The organism is Armatimonadota bacterium (genome assembly GCA_020354555.1).
Taxonomy (GTDB): domain Bacteria; phylum Armatimonadota; class Hebobacteria.
On sequence record CP070648.1, the window covers coordinates 4,266,478 to 4,284,610 of the forward strand.

Below are 18,133 nucleotides of genomic sequence, written 5' to 3' on the forward strand. Positions count from 1 at the left end.
CACCCTCCAGGTACGGCACCACCTCCTCGCGCACGAACGGCAGGCGATCAGCCGGCACGTCGTTCAGCAGCAGGCCCGCCATGCGTTCGCCAAGCGCTTCCCGCGCCGCGAAGATGCCGTCAACGGAACGCTCAGACTTGTACGGGGCCACGAGCAATGCACGGCAGTCCAGCAGGTCGGTGAGCCGCCGCGCCTCCGCCCCCAGCGCCCTGCCCGTCACCGTCACTTCGCCGATCCCGCCGACCAGCATCACCTCGCGGTTCTGCGATAGGCTGGCATACGCCTGCGCGATCCGCGCCCGGATGCCTTCGCCGACATCCTCGGCCATCGCCTTACGGTATAGCTCCTCGTTCACGATGACCGGCGACAGCTCACCCAGGGGGTCGGGCAACTCGAGCACGTCGCGGATGAACGCCGCGTCCTCGTCAACTACCTGGCCCTCCACGCGCGCGGGCAGGAAGCCAAGCGGCTTGAAGTAGCCGACTCGCTTCCCCTTTTGCTTGAGCTTGAGGCCGAGTACGATGCAGACCAGGCTCTTGCCCCCATAGGGCTCCGTGGAGCCGACAAATACTCCTATCATCTTAGCCTCCGTGAGCGGCCGAACCGCCCTCCTGCTCCGCAATAGTGATGCGGGAATCAATGGCGACCACCCCCCGGCCCGGCTCCAGCGCCGCCAGGGGATTGATGTCCATCTCCAGGATCTCGGGGTAGTCCAACGTCAACTGCGATAGACGCAGCAGCGCCTCGACGATCGCATCGGTGTCGGCAGGTCGCTCGCCGCGCACGCCGCCGAGGAGCGCCGACGCCCTGATCTCCTCGAGCATTCCTCGGGCGTGACGCCGGTCAACCGGGGCGACGCGGAACGCGACGTCCTTCAGCACCTCGACGTAGATCCCGCCTAGGCCGAACAGGATGCGCGATCCGAACTGCGGGTCGCGGCTCGCCCCCAGGATCACTTCCTTGCCCCCGCGTATCATCTCCTGCACCAGTACCCCGCGCAGTTGCGCACTCGCCATGTAGCGCTGCGCCCGCAGCATGATGAGGTCGAACGTGTCTGCCACCTGTTCCGGCCCCGAGATATTCACCCGCACCGCGCCAATGTCTGACTTATGCAGGATGTCCGGCGACGAGATCTTCATCACCACGGGATAACCGATCTCCTCCGCCATCTGCACCGCATCCTCCGCCGAGTGCGCCAGCCGTGCCTCGGGAACGCGGAAGCCGTACGCGGACAGCACCTCCCGCGCCTCGACCTCCCCGAGGTTCACACGCGACTGCGCCCGCACCGCGTCGAAGACCTGCTTGACCTTGCTCCGGTCCGCCGCGAACTCGACTGCCTCCGGCGCGGGCTCGCCCAGCCACTGCCGGTAACGAACCATCGCCGCGAGCGCGCCCACCGCTTGCTCGGGATACGCGTACGACGGGATGCGATGCTCGTCGAGCAGACGGTCGCCGGCGCGCATCCGATGCCCGCCCATCATACACGCCAGCACCGGTTTCGCATCCGCCGCGGCCGCCTCGTAGATGGCCCGTGCCGTGTGCTCCACCTCGGTCATCGCCTGCGGCGCGAGCAGCGGCACCACCGCGTTGACGTTGGCGTCCGCCAGCACGCTCTCCATCGCGAATCGGTAGCGCGCCGCGTCCGCGTCGCCGAGCACGTCGATCGGATTGTAGAAGTTCGATGCCGGCGGCAGCTTCTCGCGCAGGCGCTCCACGGTGGCCTTCTCCGGCGACGCGAGATGGAGAATCCCGCTGCGCTCGCACGCGTCCGTCGCCATGATGCCGGGCCCGCCCGCATTGGTGACGATCGCCATCGCCGGCCCCTCCGGCAGCGGCTGATAGGCGAAGGCAAGCGCGTAATCGAACAACTCGCTGATCGAGTGAGCGCGGATCACTCCCGTCTGGCGGAACGCCGCGTCATAGGCCTGCTCCGAACCGGCGAGGCTGCCGGTGTGCGACGACACCGCGCGCGCGCCCGCCGCCGTGCCTCCGGACTTGAGGATGATCACCGGCTTGACCGCGGTGACCTCGCGCGCGATCCTCATGAACTCGGCGCCGTCGCGCAAGCCTTCGATGTAAGCGACAATGACGGACGTGTCCTCGTCGTCTTTCCATGCCCGCAGCAGCTCCAGCGTTTCAACGTCGACCCCGTTGCCGAAGCTCACGAACTTGCTGAAACCGACGCCTTGCTCCAGCGCCCAGTCGAGGATCGCCGTCGCAAGCGCTCCGGACTGCGACATCAACGACACGTTACCCGCCTGCGGCATGCCGGGAGCAAAAGACGCGTTGACCCCAAAGCGCGGCGTGATCAGGCCGAGACAGTTCGGCCCGAGCACCCGGATGCCGTGTTCGCGCGCGATGCCCCCGACCTCGCGCTCCAGCTGCGCGCCCTCCGGCCCAGTTTCCTTGAAGCCGGCGCTGATGATGATGACCGAGTCTATGCCCTTCTCCCCGCACTGGCGCATGACCGCGGGCACGAACTTGGCGGGCACGACGATCACGGCCATGTCCACGTCGCTCGGCACCTCGGCGACGCTTGGGTAGCACTCGTGCCCCAGCAGGCTTTCCGCGTTCGGGTTGATGGGATAGACGACACCCCTGAAGCCGGACGAGATCATGTTGCGAAACACGGCGTGGCCGACTTTGGCCGGGTCGGTTGAGGCTCCGATCACCGCCACTGAGTTCGGTTGAAAGAAGTGCTCTAGCATGGGGATCCGATGGTTGTGTCGCGCGGCAATGACGTTTCTCCACTCGTCAAGCGCGCGGGACTCGGCGCGCCGCGGGGCGGCCGATACGGGGGGCCGACGGCGCCCCGTGATCTCCGCATCCCTCTTTCTGCCCTCAGCGCAGCAGACCTGCGCGATGCGCGGACAGATACTCCGCGCAGTACTCGTCCGTTCCCAGCAGCGCGCAGCCGGCGCGCAGGGTGGCCATGAGAGCATCATCCAGCGGGTCGACAATCGCCGCGTCCAGCCCCATCGCCAGCGCCATTGCCAGGAACGTCCGGTTGAGTAGGTGCCGCTGAGGCAACCCGAAGGAGACATTGCTCAGGCCGCATACGACGTGCACTCCCGGCACGGAATCGCGGATCGCGCGCACCGCCTCCAGAAACTCGCGCCCCTGCCCGCCCTCGGTGCTCACCGGGCGCACCAGGGGGTCAATATACAGCCGGTCAGTCGCAACACCGTGCTTCGCCGCGAGGTCCGCGATCGCCACCGCGAGGTCGCGACGGTCCGCCGCCGTCGTCGGCAGCCCTTTCTCGCTCATCGTGAGCCCGACGACCCGAGCGCCGCGCTCACGCACCAGCGGCAGGAGGCGCTCCGCCCGTTCGGGGTCGGCCGTGATCGAGTTGATCATCGCCTCACCGCGCGCCGCCTCCAGGCCCGCCGCGATCGCCTTGGGGTCGGGTGAGTCTATGCACGGCGGCGCGTCAACCGCATCCTGCACGACCCCGATCATCCACTTGAGATCGTCAATCTCCTGCGACACGCGCGCGGCCGCATTGACGTCAATGAAATCCGCACCCGCCTGACTCTGGCGGATCGCCTCGTCTCTCACGAACTCCTCGTCGCGCGCCGCGATCGCGGCCGCTACCCTGTCGCGAGTGGAATTGAGCCGCTCTCCAACTACGGTGATCATGCTACTCACTGCCTCCTGAGAACCCGGTGATGTGGCGGTCGTAGGTGCGCTCGACTGCGCCGACCAAAGCAGCTAGGGCGGCGTTGACGGGGGTCGCGACGCCGACGGCGGCGCCTGCCCGCGCAACTGCGCCGTTGATCGCGTCCACCTCCGTCCGCCGCCGGCGCAGCACGTCCTGGAGCATTGAGTTCAGGTTCTCTGCCGTTGCGCGGCAGACCTCCCGCGTGTGAGCTGCCGGATCGTCGTGGGCGAGGGTCACACCTCCTGCCGCAGCCACGGCGGCCGCCTCCTCGACCGCCGCGCGCAGCACCTGTGCCGCGCCGGGGTCGTCGGCCAGCGCTCCGTTGGGGAGACGCGTCAATGCCCCCACGGCGTTGATGCCGCAGTTGACCACGACCTTGCTCCAGATGGCGGAATCGAGGTCGGCCGTCGTTTCGGTCTCAATCCCGGCGCCGCGCAGGACCTCGGCCAATGCCTCCAGCCGGGCGCTGCGAGCACCAGGCGACTCGCCGATGATCGTCGGGCCGATGCCCGCATGGCGGACGCGTCCCGGCGCCACTTCCGTCGCGCCATGCGCCGTCGTGCCGCCGATCACGCGCTCCGTGCCGAACCGTGCCGCCAGTGTCTCCACGTTCCCCAGCCCGTTCTGCAGCGTGACGACAGGAGTTTCCGGGCCTGCGAATGCCGCCGCAGCTTCCGCCGCGGCGGCGGTGTCATATGCCTTGACGAAGATGAAGATGAAATCGGGCGCCGATACCTCGGCGGGGTCGGTGGTCGCATTGGCGGCGACGCGGAAAGAGCCGCCTGCACCCTCGACGACAATGCCGTGCGCGGCAACCGCGCTCACGCACTCCGGGCGGCTGTCAAGCGTCCACACGGCGTGACCGACGCGTGCGAGGAGCGCGCCGAAGAGCGCCCCCATGGCGCCGCAGCCGACGATGGCAATGTGTCTCCGCGCCGGTTCGGTCATTCCTCAGCGCTACCCCGCCTTCTCCCACCGCATGAGGTGCGTTACCGAGCTCAGCGTGCTGCCCTCCTGGATCTCCTTGCGGATGCGGTTCTCCTGCTCCAGCACGCCTTGGGCGCGGTTGGCATACTCGGCGGCCTTCTCGCGGGGCACGACGCAGACACCGTCGTCATCCCCGACTACCCAGTCCCCCGGCCGCACGACCACACCGGCGGCCTTGATCGGCACCCCGATCTCCCCGAAACCGCGCGGCTCTCCGGCGTTGGGCATGATCAGCCGCGCGAAGGCCGGGAAACCAACCCTCCGAATCTCCGGCGTGTCGCGGATCGCCCCGTCAATCACCAGCCCGGCCACCTGCTTGTTCAATGCGCTGTACGTCGCCAGCTCACCCCACAGGGCCGGCCCGACGCCACCCGCGTCAATGACGATGACGTCTCCCTGCTGCGCCTCGTCAATCGCCTCCACGGGCTTAGCCCAATCACCCGGCGCGCTGCGCACCGTCAGCGCAGGCCCGCACATCCGCGCGCCCGGGGTGATCGGGTAGATTCCCGGCAACACGCCGCCGCGATGCAGAGCATCGGAGAGATTGGCCGTCGAGACCTTCGACAGCACCTCCCGAATGTTCTCCATGGTCGCGCGTTTGTAGAGGTCGGTCGCGACCTTCGCGCCGGTGTCGATCGCCTGGCGGATGGCCTCGGTCGCGGCCTTCGCTTCCGCCGACTTCGTGATCGCCCCGCCGACAATGACGACGCGCGCGCCGGCAGCGACCGCTTCGGTCGCGTTCTCGGAGTGTATGCCTCCCGCGGCAGCCACCGGGATGTTGACCGCCTTGCACACCTGCTCCAGCACGTCGAAGGCATGTACCCCCTGCATCTGCACGTCAATCGCGGTGTGACACGCGATATAGTCCGCGCCGAGCTGTTCGATCTGCCGCGCGCGCTCGACCGGGCTGCCGCAGCTGATCAGGTCAACGACGACCTTGTTGCCATAGTTGCGGGCCGCCTCGATGCACTCGGCGATGGTCGAATCGGCGGCGGCACCCAGGACGTCCACGATGTCCGCCCCCGCCTTCGCCGCCGCCTCGAGTTCCGTCCGCCCGGCGTCCATGATCTTCATGTCCGCTACAATCGTACGATCCGGGAACTTCTCCCGCAGCGCGCGGACCGCGTCGAGGCCCTCGCTCTTGATCAGTGGCGTTCCCGCCTCCAACCAGTCCGCGCCGCCCGCAACCGCCTCCGCCGCGCACTTCAGCGCGCGGTCGAGGTCAACGAAATCCAGGGCGACTTGCAGAATCACCCGTTCCCTGTCAGGCATGCTATGTTACCTTCCTGTGGCCCACACTGGGTAGCGCACGTCTTCTCCGCAAACGCCACGCGGGCTTCGGTGTGCGCAGTTGCGGATTTCGTCGGAGGGCCGACCGACCGGAGAACTGCGCTGACGCACCTCACCCCGGACAAGTCTCGGCCCCTTGGCCAATAACGTGTCGCCATAATTATAGCGACGCATGCTCGTGCGAACAAGCACAAATACTGCGCCCCGAACGGTCGCAGCATAGACAAGCGCCGTTTCTCGCGGGGATTGCGTTCCCGCGTCGTGGTGCTTGATCCTGAATCGGTTCGATCCCGCTGCGGGTCACATCTTGGACTGCTCGGTAATCCTGAGCGGCCGAGCGAGTCAATCGCGTCCGAACAACAAGACGTGACGGAGCAATCCTATCGGAATGCAATACAGTATTGGCGATCGCCACGGCTTGTCGCTTGCAGTCGTTTGTCGTTTTCAGGATAATCAGTCAGGAGTGTCCACCTGAAATGGGAGATCTCGGAAAGCATCGCCAGTTGTCAGATTCAATACTGATCAGATCTTGGAAACGCATACCACTGGTTGTGCGATCCATAGTCGTAGGGTTTCTGGTCTACGCGATTACCGGTGCTGTCATTTGGGCACTCGTATTGGCTGTGATACCGGCACCGTGGTCTTTGGCTGTTATGCTTGGTGTACTGGTGGTCTTTTGGAAGTACTTCAGCGGAGATTGGGGGCACAAGAAGACGGCTGAGAGCCGCAGAAGGTACTTCCGTGGGACAAAGCTGCCCACAAACACGTGGATCTGGAGCATGGCTGCGGCGATGCTCGCTGTGGTTGCAGTTGAAGCTGGCTTTGTCATCACTTTTCGGGCAGTTCAGTTTCCGGCGGATGAGTGGGCTTTGGGATACGATTTCAGTTCTTTCCCAACCTGGTTGGTCTGGCTGTACATCGTGATGGCCGCATGTGTCGCAGGTATTACCGAGGAAGTGGGTTTCCGTGGATACATGCAGTCGCCGATCGAGGGTCGATACGGCCCCGTTGTCGGGGTGGCGGCGGTTTCAATCGTGTTTACGGTGATACATCTCAACCAGGCCTGGGCGCCGCCGGTCTTGATCGTTATCTTCTCGATAAGCGTACTGTGGGGAATCCTTGCCTACGCTTCTCGTTCGCTCATACCGGGAGTCGTGAGCCACATTGCCGCGGACATCATCAACTTCTCTTACTGGTGGACGGATGTGGCAGGCAAGTTCGAGAGACAACCGATTTCCCAAACGGGGATCGATGCACACTTCGTTTGGTGGGTTCTGATTCTACTAGCAGCTCTCGTTTTGTTTGCTTGGACTGCTCGAAAGACTCTGGAATCCCACAATGAGTCGCCGCAGTGAGAGCCGCCTGACCCCCGCTCCAACCCGCCGCGATGAGCACGGCGCTTCTGACGCGACTTGATAGCCGGATCGATCGCGCGGGCGGCGGTTGCTGGTTGGCCCCGCGCGGCGGAGGATTGACGCTCTACTGTGCCCGGGCCTTACCGCAGGGCATCTCCAGGGCTCAGCGCTGCCCGCGCCGCTCCCATGCGACCACCGCGCGTACACCATCACGGCCTGGCGCGTCGAGCGGTGCCAGACGGTGGAAGTCCGCGGCCTGCTGGAAAGCGTACGCCGCGCGCAGCACCGTCGCTTCATCGAGCGGCTTGCCGATGATCTGCAGGCCGATGGGCAGGCCGTCCGCATAACCCGCAGGTATCGAAATTGCGGGCAAGCCAGCCATGTTGGCGGCGATCGTGCACACGTCGGAGATATACATCTGCACCGGGTCGTCGGTTTTCTCGCCGAGGCGGAACGGCAGGCTCGGCGTCACCGGCGCCACGAGCAGATCGTGATTCTCGAACGCCTTCTCGAAGTCGCGGCGAATCAGCGTGCGCACCTGGGACGCCTTGAGGTAATACGCGTCATAGTAGCCCGCGCTCAGCGCATAGGTGCCCAGCATGATGCGGCGCTTGACCTCGGGCCCGAACCCCTCCTCGCGCGTTTCCTCATATAACTCGATGACATCTGCGGCGCCTCGCGGCGTGCGGTGACCGTATGCCACGCCGTCGTATCGCGCCAGGTTGGAACTCGCCTCCGCGGGCGCGATGATGTAGTACACCGGTATGACGTACTGGAGATGCGGGGTCGAGACCTCGTCGCACGCCGCCCCGAGGCCCTCGAATACGCGCGCCGCCGCGCGCACGGCGTCCTCCACCTCGCCAGACACGCGGCTGCCGCGATACTCGAAGAACTCCGTGGGCACGCCGACGCGCAGGTCCTTCACGCTGTCTTCGAGAACCGCAGCGTAGTCCGGCACAGCAGCCGCAATGGAGGTCGAATCCAACGGATCGTGGCCGGCCAGCACCTGGAGCAGCAGCGCGCAGTCCCGCACATCGCGCGCCATCGGCCCGATCTGATCGAGGCTGGAGGCGAACGCCACGAGGCCGTACCGCGACACCCGACCGTACGTCGGCTTGAGCCCGGTCACGCCGCAGAACGCCGCCGGCTGGCGGATCGAGCCGCCGGTGTCGGTGCCGATTGCCAGCGGCGCCTCGAGCGCCGCAAGCGCTGCCGCCGAGCCGCCGCTGGAGCCGCCGGGAACGCGCGCCAGATCCCACGGGTTGTGCGTCGGCCCGAATGCGCTGTTCTCGGTTGACGAGCCCATCGCGAACTCGTCCATATTGGTCTTGCCCAGAAAGACGAGGCCGGCCTGCTTGAGGCGCTGGATCACCGTCGCGTCGTACGGCGGCACGTAGTTCTCGAGGATGCGCGAGCAGCAGGTGGTCGGCACGCCGCGCGTGCACAGTATGTCTTTGAGGGCGATCGGCACGCCGGCCAGCGGCCCCAGGTTCTCCCCGGCGGCCATGCGGCGGTCGATCTCCGCGGCCTGGCTCAGCGCGAGGTCGTCCGTGACCCGCACGAACGCGTGCACATCGCCTTCGACCGTTCGCATGCGCTCGAGGCACGCGCGGGTGAGTTCAACCGATGATAACTCGCGGGCGGCGATCAAGCGCCCGGCTTCGGCGGCGGTCAGCAGCAGTTCGTCCGGCACGCGCGTCACTCCACCACCCGCGGTACGCGGAAGCTATCGCCGGCTCGCTCGGGAGCGTTTTCCAGGACATCGTCAACCGGCAGCGATGGTCTCGCTTCGTCTGCGCGCAGCACGTTCGACATCGGTATCACGTGCGATGTCGGCTCCACATCCGTCGTGTCCAGTTCGCCGAGCTGCTCGTAGAAACGCATGATGTCATTGAGCTGGGTCGTCATGCGCTCGCGCTCTTCATCGGTCAGCTTGAGGCGCGAGAGCAGTGCAATATGCTCGACTTCCTGTTGGCTGAGACGCAATTGGCTATCCCCCAATTCGGCTTCGTGTGTTGCCGCAGGGCCGGCAGACCGAAGATTGCAGGCTCGCGGACCCCGGTGAGGCTTGGCCTCACTCCACCATCCCGCAAAGCGGGATCACGGAAGAGTCTCGGCTTCTTCTGTCATGCCCGAGACTCCAACGGAGCGGTGCGGCGGCCTATTCCCGGACCGCGACGACGACAGTTCTGCAGCAGGCATCCGATGTCCTGCGCGGCACGTTCGGGCGATGTCATGCCGAGCGCAGCGTGCATCTCTTCCGGAAGGCCGGCGCCCGCCGGCGGTGCGCACGGCATCCCTTGCCGACTCGTCGGGGCGGGTGCCCGACGAATCCGCGGTCACGGGGGCCCGTCCGCGCGGTTGACATCTGCGCGGGGAGTGGTAATATAAGGTTGGACCGCTTGGGTTCATCCGGGTCGGGGACTCGTGTCGCCGATCCGTTGGGATACGAAGGACATTCAACCGTCGTCCCGCGCCGTATGTCGCCCGCGATGCTTGCTGCGCGGGCGGGCCCGATGAGCCCCACGGCTTCAGCGTCGCACGAGAATCTTTTTGCGCTGTCAGCAGGACTTGTGCGAGGCTTCACAAAATAGATTTCTGTGATACACGGGCCGGGCCCGGGGCGGCGCGGCTGGCACTCATGCCGGCCCTGCGTCGGCCGCGGGGTTCGCGTCCCGCAGTATGCGCCGAACAGAAGGAGTCAACGAATGGCTGACAAGCAGCCGCGGAGCATTGATCCGGCGACCGAATGCACGCTGGAACTCGCTGCGCAGCGCGAGATACGCACCGTGTGGGATCGCTACGACGCCATGCAGCCCCAGTGCGGCTTCGGCAAGCTCGGAATCTGCTGCCGCGTGTGCAATATGGGGCCGTGTCGGATTGATCCCTTCGGCGACGGGGCAACCGTGGGCGTGTGCGGCGCCACGGCGGATACGATTGCCGCGCGCAACCTGGCGCGCATGATCGCCTCCGGCGCCGCCGCGCACTCCGATCACGGTCGGGACGTCGCGCACACCATGCTCCTCATGGCGAAGGGGGAGGCGAAGGACTACCAGGTCAAGCACGAGCGCAAGCTGCGCGACGTCGCCGGCTACTTCGGCATCGAGGGCGCCGACGGCAAGGACGTGCAGAAGCTTGCGCTCGAGGTCGCCGAGGCAGCCTACGCGCAGTTCGGCCAGCAAGAGGGCGAGTTGACGCTGCTCCAGCGTGCGCCGAAGAGGCGCCAGGACCTGTGGCGCAAGCTCGGCCTGTGGCCCCGCGGCATTGACCGCGAGGTCGTCGAGATCATGCACCGCACCCACATGGGCGTCGACACGGATTACCGCAACATCATCATGCACGGTATCCGCGCCGCGCTCGCCGACGGCTGGGGCGGCTCGATGATCGGCACCGACCTCCAGGACATCATGCTCGGCTGTCCCACGCCGATCCGCGCCAAGGTCAACCTGGGCGTGCTCGGCGAGGACAAGGTTAACATCGTCGTCCACGGCCACGAGCCGATTCTGTCCGACATGATCGTCGAGGCGAGCCGCGACCCCGAGCTGCTCAAGCTCGCCGAGGAGAAAGGCGCGACAGGCATTCAGCTCGCGGGCATCTGCTGCACCGCGAACGAAGTCCTCATGCGCCAGGGCGTCCCCTCCGCCGGCAACTTCCTGCAGCAGGAGGTCGCCATCGCCACCGGCGCCGTCGAGGCCATGATCGTTGACGTGCAGTGCCTCATGCCCTCGCTCGACGAAGTGTCGAATTGCTTCCACACCAAGCTCATCACCACGTCGCCCAAGGCGAAGATGCCCGGCGTCGAGCACATCGAGTTCGACGAACGGCGCGCCCTCGACATCGCCAAGCAGATCGTTCGCACCGCCATCGAGAACTTCCCCAACCGCAAGCCGGAGTTGGTGAGTATCCCGCAGGACTCGATGGATCTGGTCGCGGGCTTCACCGCAGAGTACGTGTTCGAGATGCTCGGCGGCAGATTCCGCTCCTCGTACCGGCCGCTCAATGACGCCATCATCACCGGCCGCATTCGGGGCGTCGCCGGCGTCGTCGGATGCTGCAACCCCAACGTGCTCCACGAGAGCTGCCACATCGGCATGGTCAAGGAACTGATCAAGCACGACGTGCTGGTGGTGCAGACCGGCTGCTCGGCGGTGACGTGCGCCAAGCACGGGCTGCTCCAGCCCGAGGCGGCCGTCGAGTACGCCGGCAAGGGGCTCCAGGAAGTGTGCGAGGCGGTCGGCATGCCGCCCGTGCTCCACGTCGGCTCCTGCGTGGACAACAGCCGCATCCTCATCGCGTGCTGCGAGATGGTGAAGGAGGGCGGCCTCGGCGAGGACATCAGCGACCTGCCGGTCGCCGGCGCCGCGCCTGAGTGGATGAGCGAGAAGGCGGTCGCGATCGGCATGTACGTCGTCGGCTCCGGCATCTTCACCGTATTCGGCACGCCGCTGCCGGTGCTCGGGTCGCAGGCGGTCACGGACTTCCTGTGCGGCGACGAGCTGGAGGACATGGTCGGGGCGCGGTGGGCGTTCGAGGTGGATCCGATCAAGGCGGCGCACTTGATGATGGATCATATCGAGAAGAAGCGCGCCGCCCTCAAGCTGCGCCCGATGATGTATCCCTCGGAGCGCGATGAGAAAAAGGAGGCGGCGGCGGCCTAGCTGGGCTTGGCGCTGCGGCGCCGCCGGTCACGGCCGCCCTTCGGCATCACGCGGTTGTGACGCACGCCGCCGGATACGAGCGATGGCGAAAGACGATAAGCGGATCTTTGCGGATAGCAGCCGATGTCTCGCGTGTCGGGCGTGCGAGATCGCGTGCGCGCTGTGCCACTCCGAATGCGCGGAGGTGACCGAAGCCGTGCTGGAGCAGCCGCGCGCGCGCCCGCGCGTCGTCGTGCGCGAGACCAAAGGCAAGATCGCGCCGGTGCAATGCATGCAGTGCGCGCGCCCGAAGTGCGTCGAGGCGTGCGAAGCCGGTGCCCTGACCAAGGACGAGGAGTCGGGTCTCGTCGTGCTCGATGAAGGCAAGTGCACGGGCTGCTGGTCTTGCGTCGAGGCCTGCCCGTTCCACGCCATCCATGCCGACGAGGAGCGCGGCGTTGCCTGCAAGTGCGATATCTGCGGCGGCGATCCTGCGTGTGTCGCCGCCTGCCCGACGGGCGCGCTGTTCTTCGGCACGCGCGGGGAGTTCCGCGCGCGCAGCGCCGAGCGAGAGCCGGTGACAAGCGGGGACTGAACGCCCGCGTCCGGGCGACGGCGGGATGCCGCGCCCGTGGTCGGGCGGCTGATATCTTGGCGCGCTGGGGCTGATCCCGGCGCCGCCACAGGAGGGTGCTTCCAGTGCTCAGCGATCTCGAAATTGCGCAGCAGGCCAAGCTCAAACCGATCCTCGAAATCGCCGAAGCTCTCGGCATCAAGAAGGACGAACTCGAACCCTACGGCTGGTACAAGGCCAAGGTCCACCTCGATGTCCTCGACCGCCTCAAGGGCCAGCCGAACGGCAAGTACATTGACGTCACCGCCATTACGCCCACCCCGCTCGGTGAGGGCAAGACGGTCACGACGATCGGCTTGTCCCAGGCGCTCGGCCACATCGGCAAGCGTGTGTTCACCTGCATCCGCCAACCCTCGCTCGGGCCCGTGTTCGGCATCAAGGGCGGGGCCGCAGGGGGAGGCCACTCACAGGTCATCCCGATGGAGGACTTCAACCTCCACCTCACCGGCGACATCCACGCCGTCAGCATCGCCAACAACCTCCTCGCCGCGATGATTGACGCCCACCTGAAGCACGGCAACCAGCTCAACATAGATCCGGCCAACATCTCCTGGCGCCGCGTCATTGACCTCAACGACAAATGGGCTGTGTACAACATCGTCTCGGGCCTCGGCGGCGAGGGCCGCGTCCCGCGCGAGACCGGCTTCGACATCACCGTCGCCTCCGAGATCATGGCCATCCTCGCCCTGGCCTCCGACCTCAAGGACCTGCGCCAGCGCCTGAGCCGCATCATCGTCGGGCAGACTCGCGACGGCAAGCCCGTGACCGCCGAGGAACTCAAGGCGGCGGGCGCGATGTGCGTCCTGCTCAAGGATGCCGTCATGCCCAACCTGATGCAGACGCTCGAGCACACCCCGGTCTTCGTCCATGCCGGCCCGTTCGCCAATATCGCCCAGGGCAACTCCTCCATCATCGCCGACCAGATCGGCATCAAGCTCGCCGACTACCTCGTGACCGAGTCCGGTTTCGGCGCCGACTGCGGCATGGAGAAGTTCTTCAACATCAAGTGCCGCGCCAGCGGCCTCGTCCCCAACTGCGTCGTCATCGTCGCTACCGTGCGCGCGCTCAAGATGCACGGCGGGTTGGGCAAGGTCGTGGCCGGCAAGCCGCTGCCCACCGAACTCGTCACCGAGAACTTGCCCGCGCTCGAGAAGGGCTGCCAGAACCTGGTCAAGCACATCGAGAGCGCCCGCATGTTCGGCGTGCCTGTCGTCGTCGCGGTCAACCGTTTCACGCAGGATACCGAGGCCGAGATCGAGCTCATCCGCGAGCAGTCTGTCGCTGCGGGTGCCGAAGGCGCCTTCCTGTCCGAGGTATGGGCCAAGGGCGGCGAGGGCGGCGTCGAACTCGCCGAGGCGGTGGTGACCGCGTGCGAGAAGCCGAGCGACTTCAAGTTCCTCTACGACCTCGACGCACCGATCAAGCAGAAGATCGAAGCCATCGCCACCAAGATCTACGGCGCCGACGGCGTGGACTACGAGCCATTGGCCGAGCGCAAGATCGAGACCTTCACCAAGTGGGGCCTGGACAAGCTGCCGATCTGCATGGCCAAGACCCACCTGTCGCTGACCCACGATCCGGCCATCAAGGGGCGGCCGCGCGGATGGCGCGTGCCCATCCGGGACGTGAGGCCGTCGGTCGGCGCCGGCTTCCTGTACCCGCTGTTGGGCACGATGTCCACCATGCCCGGCCTGCCCTCGCGCCCGGCGGCGGTGGACGTTGACATTGACGAGGAAGGCAAGACCGTCGGGCTGTTCTGAGAGTTGACGCGGTCCTGTGATGCGGCGCCGCGCATGCGGCTGCCGGAACGCTTGAGGAGGTTGATCTCATGCCCAGGAGGGCAAGGACGAGAAGGCCAAGAAAGAAGGAGTACCCCGCGATCTGGCTCCAGTGCGCGGGATGCTCCGGCTGCTCTGTCGCGCTGCTCAACGCCGAAAGCCCCACGGCGAAGAACTTCGTCGTGGATCAGCTCGTGCCGGGCGCGCACGTGAGCCTGCGCTTCCACCCGACCATCATGGCGGCGTCTGGCGAAATGGCGCTGACCATGACCGAAGCGCCCGCCGTGCCGGAATCCGGGTACCTGCTCGTGGTCGAGGGCGCCGTGCCCACCGCCCACGAGCGCTACGGCGGAGTCGGGGAGAAGGCGGGTCGCCACCTCGACATGTTGAGCAAGGTGCGCGAGCTTGCGCAGAACGCGATGGCCGTCATCTCGGTCGGCACGTGCAGCTCCTTCGGCGGCATTCCGGCGGGTCACCCGAACCCGACCGCGTGCAAGCCCGTGACCGAAGTCCTGGAAGAAGTCGGCATCTCGACGCCGGTCATCAACATCCCCGGCTGCCCGCCGCACCCGGACTGGTTTGTGGGCGCCGTCGCGTCGCTGCTGCTGTTCGGCATGCCTCAACCCGCGGATCTCGATGTCTTGCGCCGGCCGAAGCGCTTCTTCGGCAAGCTGATCCACGAGAACTGCCCGCGCCGCGCGGACTTCGAGGCCGGGAAATTCGCGCGCGCCATCGGCGAGCCCGGGTGCCTCTACGAGCTTGGCTGCCGCGGCCCGATCACCAGCGCCGACTGCCCGGAGCGGATGTTCAACTCGGCCATCAACTGGTGCATCAAGGCCGGCTCGCCGTGCATGGGGTGCGTCGAGCCGGAGTTCCCGGACGTGGTAAGCCCGCTCTACCGCAAGACGCCCGAGCAAGAGCTGCCCCACATCAGCGTCGGCGCGGACGGATCCCTCGTCGCGTGCAAGCGACCGACGGGTGGGCCCGAGGAGCAGGAGTAGCGCAATGGCAACCATCAACATAGACCCGGTCACTCGCATCGAAGGTCACCTCAAGGTCGAGGTCGTTACCGACGGGGGCGAGGTCAAGGAGGCCCGCTGTTCGGGTACCCTCTACCGCGGCTTCGAGCAGATCATGGTCGGCCGCGATCCTCTCGACGCGCCCATCATCACGCAGCGCGTGTGCGGCGTGTGTCCCGCAGTGCACGCGACGGCGTCGGCCCAGGCGGTTGACGCGGCGCTCGGCATTGCCGGCAATGTGCCCGACAATGGGCGCATCATGCGCAACCTCATCCTCGGCGCCAACTACCTGCAGTCACACATCCTGCACTTCTACCATCTCGCCGCGCTCGACTACGTGGATGTGACCAAGGTCGCCCGGTATCGGGGCTCGGACCCGACGCTGCGGTCGGTCAAAGACTTCATCCGCCGCGGCGAACTCGCCCCGTTCGTGCCGCGCTACGAGGGAGACTACCGCCTCGCCGACAAGGTGGATCGCGAGGCGGTAGCTCATTACGTGCAGGCGCTGGACATGCGCCGCCGGGCGCACGAAATGCTCGCCGTCTTCGGCGGCAAGATGCCCCACCAGTGCGGCATCGTCGCCGGCGGCGTCACCTCCGGCCCCAACGCGGATCAGATCGCGGACTTCCTGTGGCGGCTCAACCAGATCCGCGGCTTCATAGACTCGGTGTACCTGCCGGATGTCATCGCCGTCGCCAAGGCGTACGCGGACTACGCCGAGATCGGGAACGGCGTCGGCCGTTGGCTCGCCTACGGCGTCTTCGACATGGGCACGACCGATGCCGGTGTCGCCGAGCGCGAGCGCTTCATGCCGCAGGGCGTGACCGACTCGTCGCTCCAGGTGGCCGATGTTGACGACCAGGCGGTCAGCGAAGAAGTGACCCGTTCGTGGTATCGTGACGGCGGCGCCGCGCACCCGTCCGCGGGCGAGACCGTGCCCGAGCCGGACAAGGCGGCGGGCTACAGCTGGCTCAAGGCGCCGCGCTACAACGGCAAGCCGTACGAGGTCGGCCCTGCCGCGCGCATGATCGTGGGCTACATCCGCGGCGTCGAGCCGATCAAATCCGCGGTCGAAGGCTTGCTGGCGAAGCTCGGCCTCAACGCGGGGGCGCTCAACTCGGTGTTGGGACGGCACGCCGCGCGCGCGCTCGAGGCCAAGCTCGTGGCCGACGAGATGGCGGAATGGGTGACACAGCTCAAGCCTGGCGAGCCCTTCTGCGCGGCACAGGATATTCCCGAGGCGGGCCAGGGCGCGGGCATGGCGGACGGCCCGCGCGGCGCCCTCGGGCATTGGGTCAGTCTGGACAACAGCCGGGTCAATCGCTATCAACTCGTCGTGCCGACGACGTGGAACGCCTCCCCGGCGGACGGCACCGGGCAGCCGGGGCCAATCGAGCAGGCGCTGTTGGGGACGAAGATTCGCGACGAGGCGAACCCGTTTGAGGTGGTCCGCATCGTACGCAGCTTCGATCCGTGCCTCGCCTGCGCGGTGCACCTGATCACGCCGGCCGGGGACGAATTGTCGAGATTACGTGTGCTGTGAGCGACACCTGTCCCATTCTGGTGTTGGGAGTGGGCAATCTTCTGCGCAGCGACGAGGGCGTAGGGGTCCATGCGGCGCGTGCGCTGGAGCCGAGCAAGCTGCCTGCGGGCGCGAAGGTGGTTGACGCGGGGATCGCGGTAGCCGACGCGCTGAGCAGCTACAAGAGCATCGGCAAGCTCGTGGTGGTGGACGCGGTTGACGCGAAGGCGGAGCCCGGCTCGGTCTTCCGCTTCAGGCCGCGCGATGTCGAGCGGCGCCGCGCGCTGCTGCGCTCGCTGCATGAGCTCGATCTGTTCGACGCGCTGGAGATGGCGGAGCGCGGCGGATGCACGGTCGGCGAGGTGATCGTCGTGGGTGTGCAGCCCAAGACGATTGATTGGGGCATGGATCTTTCGCGCGAGGTGCGCGAGCGACTGCCGGACGTCGTGCGCCTGGTGGAATCGGAGCTGTTGCCGCCGGGCCAGGAGGGTGAAAAGTAGCATGATCGCATCCGAGATCAAACCGACGGACGAAATCCTCAGCCATATGGATGGTGAAACCAGCATCTTCATCCTCGGCTGCGCCGGGTGCCCGGAAGGGTGCGACACCGGCGGCGAAGAGCAACTCGCGCGCTTCGAGGAGGAGTTGGAAGCGGCGGGAAAGACCGTCGTCGGCCGCGCCAGCGTGGACTTCCTGTGCAATAAGTCTCTGGTCGCGCTGCGCCTGATGCGCCATCTCGGGGAAGTGGCGCAGGCCGACGCGCTGCTCGTCGTCTCGTGCGGCGTGGGCGTGCAGGCGACCGCCGCCGTGATTGACAAGATGGTGCACCCCGCCCTCAACTCCGTCTACCTCGGCGGGTTCCAGGGTCTATGGCGCGGGAGCGAGCGCTGCGCCGAGTGCGGCGAATGCCTGCTCGACTACACCGGCGGCATCTGCCCCATCACCGCCTGCACCAAGAGCTTGCTCCACGGCTCGTGCGGTGGCAGCGACAAGGGCAAGTGCGAGATTGACCCCGACATTGACTGCGGTTGGACCAGGATCTACGAGCGACTGAAGGCGATCGGGCGGCTCGACATTCTCAAGCGGCTCCCGCCGGAACGCGATTACCAGAAGATGATACCGTCGGCGGAACTGAGGCAGAAGAGCATCTATGCCTTGGAACGCGAGGTGTAATCGGCGCCTGCGGTCGAGCGCGATCGGATCGCGCGCCGCCCGCGCGCTGCGCCCCGGCTCGGGCTGGGCGGCGGCGC

The 18,133-nt window shown here is 66.6% G+C and carries 15 protein-coding genes; 8 read left to right on the plus strand and 7 right to left on the minus strand.

Going from position 1 to position 18,133, the window contains the following annotated elements; genetic code table 11:
* The 5 genes from JSV65_17475 to JSV65_17495 all read right to left on the minus strand — a co-directional run.
* Nucleotides 1-580 (minus strand): AAA family ATPase (locus JSV65_17475; GenBank protein UCH34294.1); only part of this gene is annotated, 580 nt, incomplete at its 3' end.
* Between the two features lies 1 nt (nucleotide 581).
* Complete coding sequence (locus JSV65_17480; GenBank protein UCH34295.1) at nucleotides 582-2,708, minus strand: acetate--CoA ligase family protein; 2,127 nt, start codon at nucleotides 2,706-2,708, stop codon at nucleotides 582-584.
* 133 nt (nucleotides 2,709-2,841) lie between these two features.
* Nucleotides 2,842-3,639 carry a dihydropteroate synthase gene (locus JSV65_17485; protein ID UCH34296.1) on the minus strand — a complete coding sequence of 266 codons (798 nt, stop codon included), beginning with the start codon at nucleotides 3,637-3,639 and terminating at the stop codon, nucleotides 2,842-2,844.
* Between the two features lies 1 nt (nucleotide 3,640).
* Entirely contained in the window at nucleotides 3,641-4,609 is a 969-nt protein-coding gene (locus tag JSV65_17490) for a 2-dehydropantoate 2-reductase (GenBank protein UCH34297.1), read from the minus strand.
* Between the two features lie 9 nt (nucleotides 4,610-4,618).
* Nucleotides 4,619-5,920: an orotidine 5'-phosphate decarboxylase gene (locus tag JSV65_17495; GenBank protein UCH34298.1), complete on the minus strand. Its 1,302-nt coding sequence runs from the start codon at nucleotides 5,918-5,920 to the stop codon at nucleotides 4,619-4,621.
* Between the two features lie 494 nt (nucleotides 5,921-6,414).
* Here JSV65_17495 and JSV65_17500 point away from each other — a divergent pair, with 494 nt between their 5' ends.
* Nucleotides 6,415-7,293 (plus strand): CPBP family intramembrane metalloprotease, encoded by an 879-nt coding sequence (locus JSV65_17500; protein ID UCH34299.1) that lies wholly within the window; start codon nucleotides 6,415-6,417, stop codon nucleotides 7,291-7,293.
* A gap of 163 nt (nucleotides 7,294-7,456) precedes the next feature.
* On the opposite strand, the gene gatA is transcribed toward JSV65_17500, so the two are convergent.
* Nucleotides 7,457-8,974 (minus strand): Asp-tRNA(Asn)/Glu-tRNA(Gln) amidotransferase subunit GatA, encoded by a 1,518-nt coding sequence (gatA, locus tag JSV65_17505; GenBank protein ID UCH36831.1) that lies wholly within the window; start codon nucleotides 8,972-8,974, stop codon nucleotides 7,457-7,459.
* A 17-nt stretch (nucleotides 8,975-8,991) separates the two neighbouring features.
* On the minus strand, nucleotides 8,992-9,279 hold the full coding sequence (gene gatC, locus JSV65_17510) for an Asp-tRNA(Asn)/Glu-tRNA(Gln) amidotransferase subunit GatC (protein ID UCH34300.1): 288 nt from the start codon (nucleotides 9,277-9,279) through the stop codon (nucleotides 8,992-8,994).
* A 722-nt stretch (nucleotides 9,280-10,001) separates the two neighbouring features.
* Here gatC and cooS point away from each other — a divergent pair.
* The 7 genes from cooS to JSV65_17545 all read left to right on the plus strand — a co-directional run bounded on the left by cooS (nucleotide 10,002) and on the right by JSV65_17545 (nucleotide 18,056).
* Complete coding sequence (gene cooS / locus JSV65_17515; protein UCH34301.1) at nucleotides 10,002-11,951, plus strand: anaerobic carbon-monoxide dehydrogenase catalytic subunit; 1,950 nt, start codon at nucleotides 10,002-10,004, stop codon at nucleotides 11,949-11,951.
* A gap of 82 nt (nucleotides 11,952-12,033) precedes the next feature.
* Entirely contained in the window at nucleotides 12,034-12,525 is a 492-nt protein-coding gene (locus JSV65_17520; GenBank protein UCH34302.1) for a 4Fe-4S dicluster domain-containing protein, read from the plus strand.
* A 95-nt stretch (nucleotides 12,526-12,620) separates the two neighbouring features.
* On the plus strand, nucleotides 12,621-14,324 hold the full coding sequence (locus tag JSV65_17525) for a formate--tetrahydrofolate ligase (protein UCH34303.1): 1,704 nt from the start codon (nucleotides 12,621-12,623) through the stop codon (nucleotides 14,322-14,324).
* A gap of 68 nt (nucleotides 14,325-14,392) precedes the next feature.
* The gene (locus JSV65_17530) at nucleotides 14,393-15,343 is read left to right on the plus strand and encodes a hydrogenase small subunit (GenBank protein ID UCH34304.1); all 951 of its coding nucleotides are present in this window, start codon (nucleotides 14,393-14,395) and stop codon (nucleotides 15,341-15,343) included.
* A gap of 4 nt (nucleotides 15,344-15,347) precedes the next feature.
* Nucleotides 15,348-16,904 (plus strand): nickel-dependent hydrogenase large subunit, encoded by a 1,557-nt coding sequence (locus tag JSV65_17535; protein UCH34305.1) that lies wholly within the window; start codon nucleotides 15,348-15,350, stop codon nucleotides 16,902-16,904.
* Nucleotides 16,901-17,383, plus strand: a complete 483-nt coding sequence (locus JSV65_17540; GenBank protein UCH34306.1) for a HyaD/HybD family hydrogenase maturation endopeptidase — start codon at nucleotides 16,901-16,903, stop codon at nucleotides 17,381-17,383. Before JSV65_17535 ends, JSV65_17540 begins: the two co-directional genes overlap by 4 nt.
* 1 nt (nucleotide 17,384) lies before the next feature.
* A complete protein-coding gene (locus JSV65_17545; GenBank protein ID UCH34307.1) occupies nucleotides 17,385-18,056 on the plus strand; it encodes a methylenetetrahydrofolate reductase C-terminal domain-containing protein in 672 nt (223 codons plus the stop codon).
* Nucleotides 18,057-18,133 lie beyond the last annotated feature (77 nt).

Coding starts and splice junctions, on each gene's coding strand:
- JSV65_17480 (UCH34295.1), bottom strand. CDS start 2,708: ATGCTAGAGCACTTCTTTCAACCGAACTCAGTGGCGGTGATCGGAGCC.
- JSV65_17485 (UCH34296.1), bottom strand. CDS start 3,639: ATGATCACCGTAGTTGGAGAGCGGCTCAATTCCACTCGCGACAGGGTA.
- JSV65_17490 (UCH34297.1), bottom strand. CDS start 4,609: ATGACCGAACCGGCGCGGAGACACATTGCCATCGTCGGCTGCGGCGCC.
- JSV65_17495 (UCH34298.1), bottom strand. CDS start 5,920: ATGCCTGACAGGGAACGGGTGATTCTGCAAGTCGCCCTGGATTTCGTT.
- JSV65_17500 (UCH34299.1), top strand. CDS start 6,415: ATGGGAGATCTCGGAAAGCATCGCCAGTTGTCAGATTCAATACTGATC.
- cooS (UCH34301.1), top strand. CDS start 10,002: ATGGCTGACAAGCAGCCGCGGAGCATTGATCCGGCGACCGAATGCACG.
- JSV65_17520 (UCH34302.1), top strand. CDS start 12,034: ATGGCGAAAGACGATAAGCGGATCTTTGCGGATAGCAGCCGATGTCTC.
- JSV65_17530 (UCH34304.1), top strand. CDS start 14,393: ATGCCCAGGAGGGCAAGGACGAGAAGGCCAAGAAAGAAGGAGTACCCC.
- JSV65_17535 (UCH34305.1), top strand. CDS start 15,348: ATGGCAACCATCAACATAGACCCGGTCACTCGCATCGAAGGTCACCTC.
- JSV65_17545 (UCH34307.1), top strand. CDS start 17,385: ATGATCGCATCCGAGATCAAACCGACGGACGAAATCCTCAGCCATATG.